This window comes from Methylibium sp. Root1272 (assembly GCF_001425905.1).
Classification (GTDB): Bacteria; Pseudomonadota; Gammaproteobacteria; order Burkholderiales; family Burkholderiaceae_C; genus Methylibium.
On the sequence record NZ_LMDY01000001.1, the window covers coordinates 383,385 to 398,154 of the forward strand.

Sequence of the window (14,770 nt, forward strand, 5' to 3'; positions counted from 1 at the left end):
AGCGTGTCGTGATGAACATCGGCGAGGCGGCGGAGGCCTCCGGGGTCTCCGCAAAGATGATCCGGCACTACGAAGGTCGTGGCCTTCTGCCGGCCGCGCGGCGCACCGAGTCGGGCTACCGCCAGTACGAGCCCGGCGAGGTGCACACGCTTCGCTTCATCCGGCACGCGCGCGACCTGGGTTTTTCGCTGACCGAGATCGCCGAACTGGTCGGCCTGTGGCAGGACCGTCGGCGGCCGAGCCGGCAGGTCAAGGCCCTGGCCGAGGCGCATGTCCGTCAACTGGAGCAGAAGGCCTCGGAGTTGCTGGCGATGAAGGCCGCCCTCGAACACCTGGTTCATGACTGCCACGGCGACGACCGTCCGGACTGCCCTATCCTCGTGGGCCTGGCCGACCCCGGTGTCGCGCGGCCTGTGGCGGGTCGTGCCGCGCCGCGGCCCGCGGTACGGCGGGGCTAGACCGGCAGCCGAAGGCCGACGGCGTTGCCGTTGGCCTCGGACCGTACGAAGACGCTGCCCCGGTGCATGACGGCGATGGCCCGGACGATGGCCAGGCCGAGCCCGACGCTCTCGCCGCTGTGCTGGCGCGATCCGTCGGCGCGGAAGAAGCGGTCGAACATGCGTGTCCTGACGGCCTCGGGGATGGGCACGCCGGGGTTGTAGACCTCAACGATGGCCTGACCGTCCTCCTGACCCAGGCGCAACTCGATCGTACCGCCGCGGGGCGTGTGCTTGATGGCGTTGGACAGCAGGTTCGACAGTGCGCGCCGCACCAGGCCGGCGTCTCCGCGCGAGCGCGCGTCGCCGACCAGCTCGGCGGTGATCGACGCGTCGGCGAGGGCCGCCTCGAAATAGTCCAAGGCCTTGCGGGCCTCGGTGCGCAGGTCGAGGTCGAGCCACACGGCCGCGGATTCACCGCGGTCGGCGCGGGCCAGGAACAGCATGTCGTTGACCATGCCCTTCATCTCTTCGAGCTGGTCGAGCTGCTGGGCCAGCGTCTGTTCGAGCTCTTCGGGGGGGCGGGCACTGGACAGCGTGACCTGGGCGGCATTGATCAGGCTGGCGAGCGGCGTGCGCAGTTCGTGGGCCACGTCGGCGTTGAAGGCCTCCATGCGGCGGTAGGCCTGCTCGACGCGGTCCAGCGCCGCGTTGAACGCCCGCACCAACCCATGCACTTCCGGATCGACGGCGTCGTCGCGCAGCCGCACCGAGAGGGACGCCGGGGCGATGGCGGTGGCTTCCGCGGAGAGCCGGACCAGCGGCTGCAGGCCGCGCCGGGTCGTCCAGGCCGCGAGACCGATGCTCGCCAGCACGCCGATGGTGCAGGCGGCCACCAGCACGACGAGGTAAGCGGCCAGCAGACGCAGGCGCGGACGGATGTCGATGGCGACGAGCATCGTCGCGACGGGCAGGGCCCCGGCGTTGTCGACGGCAACCTCCAGGCCCTCCATCGGCGTGCCGTCCGTATGCGCGAGGCGCAGCACGCCTTCCATGCGCTGGGCGACCGTCGGCAGCGCCGGGTCGCCGACGGTGACGCGGCGCTGCGCGTCCAGCAGCCAGACGCGCAGCTCGCCGTGGCCGATCAGCACGTCGTCGATGTGGTGGCGCAGGTCGTCCACGCTGCCACCCCGCGTTTCATCGATGAAGTGGCGGACGATCCGGACCTTGCCGGCCAGGCCGTCGCGGTCGGCCTGTTCGAGCTGGTGGGCCAGGGCCCAGTAGAGGATTCCGCCGACCACGGCGAACACCGCCACGGCGCTCAGCCCGAGCGTCAGCACGAGCCGCTGGCGGATCGACAGGACCGTCATGGCGTCGGAGCCTCGCCGGGACCGCGCCATTCCATCACGTAGCCCATGCCGCGCACGGTGTGGATCAGCTTGGTGCCATAGGGTTCGTCGACCTTCGCCCGCAGGCGCCGGATCGCGACGTCGACGACGTTGGTGTTGCTGTCGAAGTTCATGTCCCAGACCTGCTCGGCCAGCGTCGTGCGCGACATCGCTTCGCCGCGCCGCCGCATCAGCAGCGTCAGCAGCGTGAACTCCTGCGCCGTCAGCTCGATGCGTTCGCCGGCGCGGTGGACGCGGCGGGCCGACAGATCGACCTCCAGGTCGGCCAGGCGCAGCAGCAGCTGGTCCTCGATCGGCTGGGGCGTGCCGCGCCGCATCACGGCGTCGATACGCGCCAGCAGCTCGGAGAAGGCAAAGGGCTTGGCCAGGTAGTCGTCGGCGCCGGCGCGCAGCCCACGGACGCGGTCCTCGACCTGGTCGCGGGCGGTCAGCATCAGCACCGGCGTGTTCTTGCGGGCCCGCAGGTCCTTGAGGACGGCGAAACCGTCGACACCGGGCAGCATCACGTCGAGCAGCACCAGGTCGTAGTCGCCCTCCAGGGCGAGGTGGCGTCCGTCGATGCCGTCGCGGGCGACGTCGACGACATGGCCGTGCTCTCTCAGACCCTTGTGCAGGTAAGCGGCTAGCCGCGGCTCGTCCTCGATGATCAGCAGTCGCATGGCGGGGCAGGAGTCGTCGATCGCTGAAGTGTCCGCCAGCGAACGCGCCGGCCGGGCCAGCGGCAGGCCTTGATGACGAAGCTGTAATGATTCGGACCAGTTCCTGACCGAAGCTGCGGCCGATCATCGCCGCGATCCCGGAACTCCGGCACGACGTCGGGTGTCCGAGGCAGGCCGGGTCACCCCCCGCATCGACCCGTCCATTCGTCTTGCGATAAGCTCAGAGTCATGTGGGTTGCCGTCCGTGCCGCGTTCATCTGGCTGGTGATGCTGGCGATCCCCCTCCAGGGGATCGCAGCGTCCTTCATGCTGCATTGCGGCCCCGGGCATGAGCGCCAGATGGTGCAGGTGAGCGCGGCCGACCATCACGGCGACCGTCGCGGGCTTGGCTCGGTGCACCATCATCCGGCTGCAGATCACCAGGCTGCGCACGTTGACACCGCGGCGGCAGAGGCTGCATCGACGGATCACGGCCAGCTGTCGGCGCAGGCCGACCAGGCCCAGCTCGGCAAGTTCAAGTGCAGCGCCTGTGCCCAGTGCTGCGCCTCGGTCGCATTGCTCGACCGGGTGTCCGATCCGATCCGGCTCGAGCCGGTGTCGATCGCCCCGGTGATAGCGGCAGACGACTACCCCCAGGTCGCCCAGACCGGCCCCGAGCGGCCACCCCGACCCTTCCTCGCCTAGCGACGCGCCCTGCGCGCGCACCCGTGCGCGCCCCGTTCCCGTCGCGATGAACCGTTCCCGGCTGCCCTGGCAGCCGGACCGATCACGAGTTCCTGCGAGGACACCATGCTCCCTGTTCCCATCCGCCGGATGCTGCCGGCGCTGGCGCTGACCGTCGCGGCGGCAGCGCAAGCCGGTCACGAGGCTCACGCGCCGGGCCGCGCCAGCCCGCTCGACGCGACGGCCGACGTGCCCGCCGTCACCTACGACTCGGCCTTCACGCGCTACCGCCCGCACGCCGACCAGAAGCTGCGTCCATGGAAGGACTCCAACGACAACGTCGGCCGCATCGGCGGCTGGCGCTCGTATGCGCGCGAGGCCGCCCAGGAGGAGCCTGCAGCCGCGCCCGGTCCCAAGGCTGCGGGGGGCGAGGGCCGCGCAGTGCCGGCGCCTAAGGCCGCTGATGGCCACCACAAGCACTGAGGACGATCATGCGCACAGATTCCATGGCAGACACCCGGCGCGCGGGTCTCGGTCGTCTGAGACTACCCGGGGCGGTGATTTCCGTGCTGCTGCTGGCCGGCTGCGCCAGCATCAGCCCGGACGGCGGCTTCGGCCCGGTGCAGCAGACCGCTAGCGAGCGGCTCGGCAAGGAAGTCCGCTGGGCCCGGACGGCAGGAGACCAGGACCGCATCGACGCCCGCGTGACCGAGCTGCTGGCCAAGCCGCTGACGGTCGACGATGCGGTGCAGGTCGCGCTGCTCAATAACAAGGGGTTGCAGGCCCGGTTCTTCGAGCTGGGCATCGGTGAGGCCGAGCTGGTGCAGGCCAGTCGACTGCCGAACCCGGGCTTCAGCTTCGGCCGGATCAAGCGCGGCGACGAGGTCGAGCTGGAGCGTGGCTACCACCTCAACCTGGCGCGGCTGCTGGCGATGCCGCTCGTTCGCCAGGTCGAGGAGCGGCGCTATGCGCTGACCCGCGGCGCGGTCTCGGTGCAGCTGCTGTCACTCGCCTCCGAAGCCCGCAAGTCCTACTTCACCGCGGTCGCGGCCGAGGAGACGGTGCGCTATATGCGCCAAGTGCAGCAGGCCGCCGAGGCCAGCGCCGAGCTGGCGCGCCGCATGGCCGAGGTCGGCAACTTCAACAAGCTGCAGCGCATGCGCGAGCAGGGCTTCTACGCTGACGCGACGCAGAACCTGGCGCGGGCTGAACGCGCAGCGCTGGCCTCGCGCGAGAAGCTCACGCGGCTGATGGGCCTGTGGGGCGCGCAGACGCGCTTTCAGCTGCCCGAGCGCCTGCCCGACCTGCCCGAGGCGCCGAAGGACCAGCCCGACATCGAGCGCGTCGCGCTCGCCCAGCGGCTGGACGTGCAGGGCGCCAAGCTCGCAGCCGAGCAGACCGCGAAGAACCTGGGGCTCACCAAGACGACGCGCTTCGTCAACGTGCTGGAGCTGGGCTGGGTCCACAACAGTTCCAACGAGGAGCCGACGCAGACGGGTTGGGAGGTCGGGCTGGAGCTGCCGCTGTTCGACTGGGGCGGCGCGCGCGTCGCGCGGGCCGAGGCGGTCTACATGCAGGCGCTCGCCCGCGCCGCGGAGACCGCGGTCAATGCCCGCTCGGAAGTGCGCGAGGCCTACGGCGCCTACCGCAGCAGCTGGGACATCGCGCGCCACAACCGCGACGAGATCGTCCCCCTGCGCCAGCGCATCGCCGAGGAGAACGTGCTCCGCTACAACGGCATGCTGATCGGCGTGTTCGAGCTGCTCGCCGACACCCGCTCGCAGATCGCCAGCGTCAACGCCTACATCGAATCGCTGCGCGACTTCTGGCTGGCGCAGGCCGACCTCGAGATGGCGCTGATCGGCAAGCCCGAGCTGTCGGGCGCGGCCATGGCAGTCGGCGCGGGCGCGTCAGCCGGCGATGCCGGCGGCGGCCACTGAACATCAAGAAGGACATCCCATGGTTTCCCGACGCAATTTCCTCGGCGGTGCCGGCGCGGTCACCGCGGCCGTCAGCGCCGCCGCCGTCAGCAAAGTCGCGATGGCCGCGCTGCCCGAGCCGGTGCTGCAGACCTCACCCGACACGATGCCGCCGCTGCTGCCCGCCACAGGCCGGCCCTACAACCCGGTCGTCACGCTCAACGGCTGGACGCTGCCCTGGCGCATGAACAACGGCGTCAAGGAGTTCCACCTGGTCGCCGAGCCGGTGGTGCGCGAGATGTCACCCGGCTTCAAGGCCCACCTGTGGGGCTACAACGGCCAGAGCCCGGGGCCGACGATCGAAGTGGTCGAGGGCGACCGCGTGCGCATCTTCGTCACCAACAAGCTGCCCGAGCACACCAGCATCCACTGGCACGGCCAGCGCCTGCCCAACGGCATGGACGGCGTGGCCGGGCTGAATCAGCCGGCCATTCCCTCGGGCAAGACCTTCGTCTACGAGTTCGTCGCGCGCCGCCCCGGCACCTTCATGTACCACCCGCATGCCGATGAGATGACGCAGATGGCGATGGGGATGATGGGCTTCTGGATCACGCATCCCAAGCAGAAGCACCCGCTGATCGACGAGGTCGACCGCGACTTCGTGTTCCTGCTCAATGCCTACGACATCGATCCTGGCGCCTACACGCCGAAGATCATGACGATGCTGGACTTCAATCTGTGGAGTTGGAACAGCCGCGTGTTCCCGGGGATCGATACCTTGAACGTCCGCAAGAACGACAAGGTACGCATCCGCATCGGCAACCTGACGATGACCAATCATCCGATCCACCTGCACGGCCACGAGTTCCTCGTGACGGGGACGGATGGCGGCCCGACGCCCAAGAGCACGCGCTGGTACGAGGTGACGACCGACGTGGCGGTGGGCCAGATGCGCCAGATCGAGTTCCTGGCCGACGAGGAAGGCGACTGGGCCTTCCACTGCCATAAGAGCCACCACACGATGAATGCGATGGGCCACGACGTGCCGACGATGATCGGCGTCGACCATCGCCAGGTCGTCAAGCAGATCACCAAGCTGGTGCCCGACTACATGGTGATGGCCGAGCGCGGCATGGCCGACATGGCCGAGATGACGATGCCGCTGCCCGACAACACCGCGCCGATGATGACCGGCGACGGGCCGTTCGGCTCGGTCGAGATGGGCGGCATGTTCACGATGGTCAAGGTGCGCAAGGACCAGAAGCCGGGCGACTACAAGGACCCGGGCTGGTTCAAGCACCCGGCCGGCACGGTTGCCTACGAGTGGACCGGCGCGCTGGCCGAGCCGGCGCGCTTCAAGGCCGAGAGCGCCGGTGCGATGCCCGCGAAGAACATGCCGGCGACCGACATCGAAGTCCAGGTCCGCAAGCCGGTACGTGGCGGCGGCGGCGGACACGCCGGCCACTGAGCTTGCCATCACGAACCACCCACCCCAAGAGGACATCCATGCCGAACATCAAGACCCTGCTGCTGGCGGCGCTGCTCGCTGCCTCCGGCGTCGCCCAGGCCCATGGCGAGGCGGACCACGCCAAGAAGCCCGCGGCCGTCATCAAGGAACAGAAGGACTGGGGCATCGCCGGCGATGCCAAGGCCGCCAAGCGGACGGTCGAGGTGAAGATGCTGGACAGCATGCGCTTCAGCCCCGATCGGCTCGAGGTCAAGCAGGGCGAGACGGTCCGCTTCGTCGTCCGCAACGACGGCAAGGTGATGCATGAGTTCGTGATCGGCACCAAGGCCGAGAACGACGAGCATGCCGCGCTGATGATCAAGTTCCCGAACATGGAGCACGACGCGCCCTACATGGCGCACGTTGCCCCGGGCAAGACCGGCGAGATCGTCTGGACCTTCAACCGCGCGGGCGAGTTCGACTTCGCCTGCCTGATCGCCGGCCACTACCAGGCCGGCATGGTGGGCAAGATCGTGGTGGCGGCGCGATGAAGCGGCGGCGCCGTCTGATGCTCGCAGCCGCCTCGGTGGCCGTCCTGCAGCTGCTGTCGCCGGTGGTCGCGGCGCAGGGCCGCGGGCCGCTGGTGATGGTGTGGAAGAGTCCGACCTGCGGCTGCTGCAAGGACTGGATGCGGCATCTCGAGGCCGATGGCTTCGAGGTCCGCACGCACGACACCGGCAACACCGATGCGCGGGCGCGCCTGGGCATGCCGGTGGCCTACGGGTCCTGCCACACCGCCCAGGTGGGCGGCTACGCGATCGAAGGCCATGTGCCAGCCCGCGAGATCAAGCGGCTGCTGAAGGAACGCCCCGACGCCGTCGGGCTGGCGGTGCCGGCGATGCCGCGCGGCTCGCCGGGCATGGACGGCCCCGAGTACGGCGGTCACCAGGACCCCTACGACGTGCTGCTCGTCCGCAAGGACGGCCGCGTCACCCCTTACCAATCCTATCGATGAAGGAGTTTTCATGAAGACCCAACTGCACACCCTGATCGCCGCCATCGCCTTCGCCGCATCGGCGGCTTCGCTGCCGGCACTGGCCGCGAACGACCACGGCTCGCATGGCTCGCATGGTGCCAAGGCCGCCGATGCCGCCACCGAGATGACCGACGGCGAGATCCGCAAGGTCGACAAGGAGAACGGCAAGCTGACGATCAAGCATGCCGAGATCAAGAGCCTGGACATGCCCGGCATGACCATGGTCTTCCAGGTCAAGGACAAGGCGATGCTCGACAAGGTTCAGGCCGGCGACAAGGTGAAGTTCAAGGCGGCCAACGAGTCGGGCAAGTTCACCGTCACCGAGCTCGAGGCGGTGAAGTGATCGGTCGTCACATCCACGCCAGCCTCGGGCGCGGCTGAGCGGAGGCGTCGTGGCCCACGAACTCCATGCCGTCGCCGGGCAGTCGCACGAGACGCTGACGACGCTGCTGGTCGGCGGTGGCGCAGGTGCGGCACTGCTGATCGGCTTCGTGGCCTACCTCGTGTGGCGCGATCGCCGTCGTCCGCGGCGCGGCAGCCCGAAGCCGGGCGGCAAGAACCGGCTGCGCATACCGCGCGCCGGGCGGGCGCCGTGAGGCCGGTGCGGCGCGCGGTGCCGGTGGGTCCGATGTGGGCTAAGCTTTCGCCATGGGTTTGAACCGCACGCTTCGGCGCTGGGTCGTCGGCGCCATGATGGCGGTGCTGCTGTTCGCGCAGCTCGCGACGGCGGCCTACGCCTGCCCGGCGCAGGGTCAGGCCGGGGGCGGGAGCCCGCAATCCATGGCCGGCATGCCCTGTGCGGAGATGATGGCGGGCGCACAGCCGGTCGACGACGCGCAGCCGGGCCTGTGCCACGAGCACTGCCAGGCGGACACCGCGCAGCCGCCCGCCGATCCGGCGCAGTTCACCCATGTGCCCGCCGCAGCGATGGCGGGCTACTTCATCGTGTCGGTGCCGCTTGCGAAAGCGGACGCCGAGGGTCGCTGGTCGGCGCAGGAGCGCTGCCTCGATCGCGCGCCGCCAGACGACCACCGCGTCGTCCACTGCTGCTGGCGCATTTGATCTCCTGAAGTTCCGGCCTGAGGTGCGGGCGATGCCCGCACCGACCTCGTCCGATCTTCAGGAGTGACCATGAATCCTCGTTTGCCGGTCGCGGCCGCACGCCTCGCGGTCTGCCGTGCGCTGCTGCTGCCGCTGCTGTTTCAGTGGCCGCTCGCCCAGGCGCTCGCCGCCACGCCTCCCGCGCTGCCCCTCGATGCCGCCGTGGGCATCGCCACCCGCCATGCCCGTCAGGTCGATGCGATGACCGCCCAGGTCCGTGCCGCGCGGGAGCGGACCGTGGCGGCCGGACAGCGCCCCGATCCGGTCCTCAAGCTCGGTCTGAACAACCTGCCGATCGACGGCCCGGACCGGTTCAGCGTCACGCGCGACTTCATGACGATGCGCTCGGTCGGACTGATGCAGGAGTTCACCCGCGCCGACAAGCGTGCAGCACGCGGCGCGCGGGCCGAGCGCGACGTGGCGCTGGCCGAGGCCGAGCGCCGGCAGGCGGTGGCCGCGGTGCAGCGCGACGCGGCGCTGGCCTGGCTGGACCGCTCCTTCGCCGAGTCGGTGCGCGAGCAGTTGTTCGGGCAGATCGCGCAGGCCGGCCAGCAGGTGCAGGCGGCTGAAGCGGTGTACCGCAGTGGCCGGGGCAGCCAGGCCGACGTGTACGCCGCGCGCAGCGAGGTCGAGGGACTGCGCGACCGGCTCGACGAGGCCGAGCGCGACATCGAGGTTGCGACCGCGCGGCTGGCGCGCTACGTCGGCGACGCGGCCAATGAGCCGTTGGGCTCGCGACCGGCTTTTGTGCTCCCCGCGTGGCTGGCGGTGGATGGGGCCGTCGCGCTCGACGCACTGCCCGACATCGCGGCCCGCCGCGAGCAGGAAGCCGCTGCGGTGGCCGATGCGCAGGTGGCCGACGCCGAGCGGCAGGCCGACTGGAGCGTGGAGCTGATGTACAGCCAGCGCGGCACGGCCTACTCGAACATGGTCTCGATCAATCTGTCGGTGCCGCTGCAGTGGGACCGTGCGAGGCGCCAGGATCGCGAGCACGCCGCGACGCTCGCGCGGATCGACGAGGCGCAGGCCCGGCGCGAGGATGCCGAGCGCGCCGTCCAGGCCGATCTCCAGTCCGGGCAGCGGGCCTGGCGCAGCCACGAGCGCCGCTTGCGCCGCCACGACGAAGCCCTGCTGCCGCTGGCCGAGCAGCGAGCCGCTGCGGCGCTGAGCGCCTATGCAGCCGGCAGCGGCACGCTCGCCGCCGTGTTCGAAGCGCGCCGCAACGCGCTGCAGGTCCATCTGGACCGCCTGTCCATCGAGGCCGACATCGCTCGCCTCTGGGCTCAACTGAACTTCCTGATGCCGCAGCCCGACGGCCAGGCCCTTCCGAGGAGCACGCCATGATGCTGCGCAATGTCCTGATCGCTACGGCCGTGCTGGGCGCCGGCGGCTACGCACTCCACCAGTTCGGCATGATGCAGGGCAGGGCCGAGTCCGGTCCAGCCGCCTCCGTGGCGACGACACCCGTGGAAGACCCGACCAGCAGCGTCGCCGCTGGCGAGGCCGCGACACGGCGCCACATCGAGCAGGGTCTGAAGGCCGGCGAGGTCGACCCGGCCACCGGCAAGCCCATCCTCTACTACCACGACCCGATGGTGCCCGGTAAGCGCTTCGATGCGCCGGCCAAGTCGCCCTTCATGGACATGATGCTGGTGCCGGTCTACGGCGGCGCCGGCGGCGATGACCAGGGCACGGTGACGGTGAGCCCGCGCATCCAGCAGAACCTCGGCGTGCGCACCGCGGTAGTCGAAGAGGGCGCGCTGCAAGCGATGGTCAGCGCGGTCGGCAGCATCGCCTGGAACGAGCGCGACCAGTCGGTGGTGCAGGCGCGAGCCACGGGCTACCTCGAGAAGCTGCATGTGCGGGCGACGCTCGACCGCGTCCGCGCCGGCCAGCCCTTCGCCGAGCTCTACGTGCCCGACTGGGTGGCGGCCCAGGAGGAATACCTCGCCGTGCGCCGCATCGCGCCGGGCGACGCGGCCCTCGCGGCCGCGGCGCGCCAGCGCCTGCTGCTGGCCGGCATGAGCGAGGCCCAGGTCGCGCGCGTCGAAGCGGCCGGCGCGGTGCAACCGCGCGTCACGCTCGTCGCGCCGTCGAGCGGCGTGGTGGCCGAACTCGTGGCCCGCGAGGGCATGACGGTGAGCGCCGGGATGATGCTCGCGCGCATCAACGGCCTGGCCAGTGTCTGGGCGCTGGCCGAGCTGCCCGAAAGCCAGGCCGCGCTGGTGCGCCCCGGCAGCCAGGTCGAGGCGCGCAGCCCCGGCGTCCCGGGCTCGGTGTTCCGCGGCAGCGTGCAGGCGCTGCTGCCCGAGGTGAGCCCGGCCACGCGCACGCTGAAGGCGAGGGTGCAGTTCGCCAACCCCGAAGGCCGGCTGGTGCCGGGACTGTTCGTCACGATGCAGTTCATGGACACGCGCGCCGAGAAGGCGCTGCTGGTGCCGACCGAAGCCGTGATCCAGACCGGCCGGCGCGCGGTGGTGATGGTGGCCGAGGACGGGGGGCGCTTCGCGCCGGTCGATGTGGAGACCGGCCTGGAGACCGGCGGCCGGACCGAGATCAAGCGCGGCTTGAAGGCCGGGCAGCGCGTCGTCGTCTCGTCGCAGTTCCTGATCGACTCCGAGGCGAGCCTGAAAGGCGTGGAAGCGCGGCTGAACCAGGACCCGGCCCCGAGCGCCGCCGACAAGGCCGAGCGCCACCGCGGCGAGGCGCTGATCGAGGCCCTGGGCCGCGACACCGTGACGCTCAGCCACGGGCCGGTGCCGAGCCTCCAGTGGGACGCGATGACGATGGAGTTCAGGCTGCCGCCGCCGAATCAGCGACCGCGCGGCCTGGAGGCCGGCGACCGGGTCGACTTCGAGTTCTACATGCACCCCGATGACGGGCCGACGGTGACGCGGCTCACGCTGCTGCCGCCAGCGGTGCCGGCAGCCGCAGGAGCCTCGCGATGATCACCGCGCTGATCCGCTGGTCGCTCGTCAACCGCTTCCTGGTGCTGCTGGCGACGCTGCTCGTCACCGCCTGGGGGCTGTGGGCCGTGCAGCGCGCGCCGCTCGACGCGTTGCCCGACCTGTCGGACGTGCAGGTCATCATCCGCACCACCTACCCGGGCCAGGCGCCACGCATCGTCGAGAACCAGGTCACCTACCCGCTGACGACGACCATGCTGTCGGTTCCGGGGGCCAAGGTCGTGCGCGGCTACTCCTTCTTCGGCGACAGCTTCGTCTACGTGCTGTTCGAGGACGGCACCGACCCCTACTGGGCGCGCTCGCGGGTGCTGGAGTACCTGAACCAGGTGCAGTCGCGCCTGCCCGCCGCGGCCAAGCCGGCGCTCGGACCGGATGCGACAGGGGTGGGCTGGATCTACCAGTACGCGCTGGTCGACCGCAGCGGCAGCATGGACGCTGGACAGCTGCGCGCGCTGCAGGACTGGTTCCTCAAGTACGAGCTGAAGACGGTGCCGAACGTCGCAGAGGTCGCTTCGGTCGGCGGCATGGTGCGCCAGTACCAAGTGCTGCTCGACCCCGACAAACTGGCGGCCTACAACATCCCGCACGGCGCGGTCATCGACGCGATCCGCAAGGCCAACCAGGAGGCCGGCGGCTCGGTGCTGGAGCTGGGCGAGGCCGAGTACGTGGTGCGCGCCTCGGGCCTGCTGGCGACGCTGGACGACTTCCGCCGGATCCCGCTGAATGCCACCGACGCCGGCGTCAGCGTGCGCCTGGGCGACGTGGCGCGCATCCAGGTCGGGCCCGAGATGCGGCGCGGCATCGGCGAGCTCGACGGCGAGGGCGAAGCCACCGGCGGCGTGATCGTGATGCGCTCGGGCAAGAACGCGCTGGAGACGATTGCCGCCGTCAAGGCCAAGATCGCCTCGCTGCAGGCCGGCCTGCCGAAGGGCGTCGAGATCGTGCCCACCTACGACCGCTCCAGCCTTATCGAACGGGCCGTCGAGAACCTGAGCCACAAGCTGATCGAGGAGTTCATCGTCGTCGCATTGGTGTGCGTGGTGTTCCTGTTCCACCTGCGCTCGGCCTTCGTGGCTATCGTCACGCTGCCGCTCGGCATCCTGGCGAGCTTCATCGTCATGCACTACCAGGGGGTCAACGCCAACGTGATGTCGCTGGGCGGCATTGCGATTGCGATCGGCGCAATGGTCGACGCGGCGGTGGTGATGATCGAGAACGCGCACAAGCACATCGAGGCCTGGCGACACGAGCATCCGGGCGAAGACCTGCAAGGCGAGGCGCAGTGGCGCGTGGTCGGCGACGCCGCGGTCGAGGTCGGCCCGGCGCTGTTCTTCTCGCTGCTGATCATCACGCTGAGCTTCGTCCCGGTGTTCACGCTGGAGGCGCAGGAGGGGCGCCTCTTCTCGCCGCTGGCCTACACCAAGACCTACGCGATGGCGGCCTCGGCGGGGCTGGCGGTGACGCTGGTGCCGGTGCTGATGGGCTGGTTGATCCGCGGCCGCATCCCCGACGAGCGGCGCAACCCGCTGAATCGCGCGCTGATCGCCGCCTACCGCCCGCTGCTCGACGGCGTGCTGGCCTGGCCGAAGACGACGATCGCCGTCGCGCTGCTGCTGCTCGCCAGCACCGCTTGGCCGATCCTGAAGATCGGGGGCGAGTTCATGCCGCCGCTCGACGAGGGCGACCTGCTCTACATGCCGACCGCGCTGCCCGGCCTGTCGGCCGGCAAGGCGGCCGAGCTGCTGCAGCAGACCGACCGGCTGATCAAGACCCTGCCGGAAGTGGCGTCGGTCTATGGCAAGGCCGGCCGCGCCGAGACGGCCACCGACCCGGCACCGCTGGAGATGTTCGAGACCACGATCCAGTTCAAGCCCAAGAGCGAGTGGCGCGACGGGATGACGAGCGACAGGCTGGTCGAGGAACTGGACCGCATCGTCAAGGTGCCCGGCCTGTCGAACATCTGGGTGCCGCCGATCCGCAACCGCATCGACATGCTGGCCACCGGCATCAAGAGTCCGGTCGGCATCAAGGTGGCCGGCACCGATCTGGCGGAGATCGACCGCATCGCCGGTGAGATCGAGAAGGCCGTGAAGGGCATACCCGGCGTCAGCAGCGCGCTGGCCGAGCGGCTGACCGGCGGACGCTATGTCGACGTGAACATCAACCGCGACGCGGCGGCACGCTACGGCATGAACATCAGTGACGTGCAGTCGGTGATTGCCTCGGCGGTCGGTGGCGACAACGTCGGCGAGACGGTGGAAGGTCTGCAGCGCTTCCCGATCAACGTGCGCTACCCGCGCGAGGTCCGCGACTCGCTGCAGAAGCTGCGCCAACTGCCCGTCCTCACGCCGCGTGGTGCACGCATCGTGCTGTCCGACGTGGCCGAACTGCGCATCACCGACGGCCCGCCGATGCTGCGCAGCGAGAACGCGCGCCTGGCCGGCTTCGTCTATGTCGACATCCGCGGGCGCGACCTGAAGTCGGCGGTCCAGGACATGCAGCGGGCGGTGGCCGAGCAGGTGAAGCTCGCGCCGGGCTACTCGGTCTCGTGGTCGGGGCAGTTCGAGTTCCTGGAGCGCGCGACGGCCAGGCTGAAGGTGGTGGTGCCCTTCACGCTCGGCATCATCTTCATCCTGCTCTACCTGACCTTCCGGCGCTTCGACGAGGCGCTGCTGATCCTGGCGACGCTGCCCTTCGCGCTGATCGGCGGCTTCTGGCTGCTCTATGGGCTGGGCTACAACCTGAGCGTGGCCGGTGCCATCGGCTTCATCGCGCTGGCCGGCGTGGCGGCCGAGTTCGGCGTCATCATGCTGCTCTACCTGAAGCAGGCCTGGGAAGCGCGGCTGGCGCGTGGCCAAAGCAGCGACGACGCACTGCTCGACGCGATCCGCGAAGGCGCGGTGCTGCGCGTGCGGCCGAAGGCGATGACGGTGGCCGTCATCATCGCCGGCCTGCTGCCGATCATGTTCGGCGGCGGCACCGGCTCCGAGGTGATGCAGCGCATCGCCGCGCCGATGGTCGGCGGCATGGTGACGGCGCCGCTGCTGTCGATGTTCGTGGTACCGGCGGTGTACCGCTTGTTGCGCGGTCGGCGCGGCTCGGGCGCGTCGTCCTAGTTTCGCAGCGCGCGACC

The 14,770-nt window shown here is 70.1% G+C and carries 15 protein-coding genes; 13 read left to right on the forward strand and 2 right to left on the reverse strand.

What is annotated here, in order from left to right:
* Positions 1-11 precede the first annotated feature (11 nt).
* On the forward strand, positions 12-458 hold the full coding sequence (gene cueR / locus ASC67_RS01785) for a Cu(I)-responsive transcriptional regulator (protein ID WP_056314579.1): 447 nt from the start codon (positions 12-14) through the stop codon (positions 456-458).
* On the opposite strand, the gene ASC67_RS01790 is transcribed toward cueR, so the two are convergent.
* Positions 455-1,807: a heavy metal sensor histidine kinase gene (locus tag ASC67_RS01790; RefSeq protein ID WP_056314580.1), complete on the reverse strand. Its 1,353-nt coding sequence runs from the start codon at positions 1,805-1,807 to the stop codon at positions 455-457. The genes cueR and ASC67_RS01790 overlap by 4 nt on opposite strands.
* Positions 1,804-2,505: a heavy metal response regulator transcription factor gene (locus ASC67_RS01795; RefSeq protein ID WP_056314581.1), complete on the reverse strand. Its 702-nt coding sequence runs from the start codon at positions 2,503-2,505 to the stop codon at positions 1,804-1,806. Before ASC67_RS01795 ends, ASC67_RS01790 begins: the two co-directional genes overlap by 4 nt.
* A 228-nt stretch (positions 2,506-2,733) precedes the next feature.
* Between ASC67_RS01795 and ASC67_RS01800 the strand changes: the two genes are divergently transcribed.
* The 12 genes from ASC67_RS01800 to ASC67_RS01855 all read left to right on the forward strand — a co-directional run bounded on the left by ASC67_RS01800 (position 2,734) and on the right by ASC67_RS01855 (position 14,753).
* Positions 2,734-3,189, forward strand: a complete 456-nt coding sequence (locus ASC67_RS01800; protein ID WP_056314582.1) for a hypothetical protein — start codon at positions 2,734-2,736, stop codon at positions 3,187-3,189.
* A 105-nt stretch (positions 3,190-3,294) separates the two neighbouring features.
* On the forward strand, positions 3,295-3,651 hold the full coding sequence (locus tag ASC67_RS01805; RefSeq protein WP_200946765.1) for a hypothetical protein: 357 nt from the start codon (positions 3,295-3,297) through the stop codon (positions 3,649-3,651).
* A 23-nt stretch (positions 3,652-3,674) separates the two neighbouring features.
* The gene (locus ASC67_RS01810) at positions 3,675-5,108 is read left to right on the forward strand and encodes a TolC family protein (RefSeq protein WP_056314584.1); all 1,434 of its coding nucleotides are present in this window, start codon (positions 3,675-3,677) and stop codon (positions 5,106-5,108) included.
* 19 nt (positions 5,109-5,127) lie between these two features.
* Positions 5,128-6,555 carry a multicopper oxidase family protein gene (locus tag ASC67_RS01815; protein WP_056314585.1) on the forward strand — a complete coding sequence of 476 codons (1,428 nt, stop codon included), beginning with the start codon at positions 5,128-5,130 and terminating at the stop codon, positions 6,553-6,555.
* A 38-nt stretch (positions 6,556-6,593) separates the two neighbouring features.
* Entirely contained in the window at positions 6,594-7,085 is a 492-nt protein-coding gene (locus ASC67_RS01820) for a cupredoxin domain-containing protein (protein WP_056314586.1), read from the forward strand.
* Positions 7,082-7,549, forward strand: a complete 468-nt coding sequence (locus ASC67_RS01825) for a DUF411 domain-containing protein (protein ID WP_056314587.1) — start codon at positions 7,082-7,084, stop codon at positions 7,547-7,549. Before ASC67_RS01820 ends, ASC67_RS01825 begins: the two co-directional genes overlap by 4 nt.
* A gap of 10 nt (positions 7,550-7,559) precedes the next feature.
* Positions 7,560-7,913: a copper-binding protein gene (locus ASC67_RS01830; protein ID WP_056314588.1), complete on the forward strand. Its 354-nt coding sequence runs from the start codon at positions 7,560-7,562 to the stop codon at positions 7,911-7,913.
* Between the two features lie 49 nt (positions 7,914-7,962).
* Positions 7,963-8,166, forward strand: a complete 204-nt coding sequence (locus ASC67_RS01835; RefSeq protein ID WP_056314589.1) for a hypothetical protein — start codon at positions 7,963-7,965, stop codon at positions 8,164-8,166.
* 52 nt (positions 8,167-8,218) lie between these two features.
* The gene (locus tag ASC67_RS01840) at positions 8,219-8,632 is read left to right on the forward strand and encodes a hypothetical protein (protein ID WP_056314590.1); all 414 of its coding nucleotides are present in this window, start codon (positions 8,219-8,221) and stop codon (positions 8,630-8,632) included.
* A 69-nt stretch (positions 8,633-8,701) separates the two neighbouring features.
* A complete protein-coding gene (locus tag ASC67_RS01845; protein ID WP_235566190.1) occupies positions 8,702-10,015 on the forward strand; it encodes a TolC family protein in 1,314 nt (437 codons plus the stop codon).
* Positions 10,012-11,619: an efflux RND transporter periplasmic adaptor subunit gene (locus ASC67_RS01850; protein WP_056314591.1), complete on the forward strand. Its 1,608-nt coding sequence runs from the start codon at positions 10,012-10,014 to the stop codon at positions 11,617-11,619. The genes ASC67_RS01845 and ASC67_RS01850 overlap by 4 nt, the downstream gene beginning before the upstream one ends.
* Positions 11,616-14,753: an efflux RND transporter permease subunit gene (locus ASC67_RS01855; protein ID WP_056314592.1), complete on the forward strand. Its 3,138-nt coding sequence runs from the start codon at positions 11,616-11,618 to the stop codon at positions 14,751-14,753. Before ASC67_RS01850 ends, ASC67_RS01855 begins: the two co-directional genes overlap by 4 nt.
* The last annotated feature ends 17 nt before the right edge of the window (positions 14,754-14,770 follow it).

Excerpts from the sequence above, each read along its gene's own strand:
- cueR (WP_056314579.1), top strand. The coding sequence starts at position 12 with ATGAACATCGGCGAGGCGGCGGAGGCCTCCGGGGTCTCCGCAAAGATG.
- ASC67_RS01790 (WP_056314580.1), bottom strand. The coding sequence starts at position 1,807 with ATGACGGTCCTGTCGATCCGCCAGCGGCTCGTGCTGACGCTCGGGCTG.
- ASC67_RS01795 (WP_056314581.1), bottom strand. The coding sequence starts at position 2,505 with ATGCGACTGCTGATCATCGAGGACGAGCCGCGGCTAGCCGCTTACCTG.
- ASC67_RS01800 (WP_056314582.1), top strand. The coding sequence starts at position 2,734 with ATGTGGGTTGCCGTCCGTGCCGCGTTCATCTGGCTGGTGATGCTGGCG.
- ASC67_RS01805 (WP_200946765.1), top strand. The coding sequence starts at position 3,295 with ATGCTCCCTGTTCCCATCCGCCGGATGCTGCCGGCGCTGGCGCTGACC.
- ASC67_RS01810 (WP_056314584.1), top strand. The coding sequence starts at position 3,675 with ATGGCAGACACCCGGCGCGCGGGTCTCGGTCGTCTGAGACTACCCGGG.
- ASC67_RS01815 (WP_056314585.1), top strand. The coding sequence starts at position 5,128 with ATGGTTTCCCGACGCAATTTCCTCGGCGGTGCCGGCGCGGTCACCGCG.
- ASC67_RS01820 (WP_056314586.1), top strand. The coding sequence starts at position 6,594 with ATGCCGAACATCAAGACCCTGCTGCTGGCGGCGCTGCTCGCTGCCTCC.
- ASC67_RS01825 (WP_056314587.1), top strand. The coding sequence starts at position 7,082 with ATGAAGCGGCGGCGCCGTCTGATGCTCGCAGCCGCCTCGGTGGCCGTC.
- ASC67_RS01830 (WP_056314588.1), top strand. The coding sequence starts at position 7,560 with ATGAAGACCCAACTGCACACCCTGATCGCCGCCATCGCCTTCGCCGCA.
- ASC67_RS01840 (WP_056314590.1), top strand. The coding sequence starts at position 8,219 with ATGGGTTTGAACCGCACGCTTCGGCGCTGGGTCGTCGGCGCCATGATG.
- ASC67_RS01845 (WP_235566190.1), top strand. The coding sequence starts at position 8,702 with ATGAATCCTCGTTTGCCGGTCGCGGCCGCACGCCTCGCGGTCTGCCGT.
- ASC67_RS01850 (WP_056314591.1), top strand. The coding sequence starts at position 10,012 with ATGATGCTGCGCAATGTCCTGATCGCTACGGCCGTGCTGGGCGCCGGC.
- ASC67_RS01855 (WP_056314592.1), top strand. The coding sequence starts at position 11,616 with ATGATCACCGCGCTGATCCGCTGGTCGCTCGTCAACCGCTTCCTGGTG.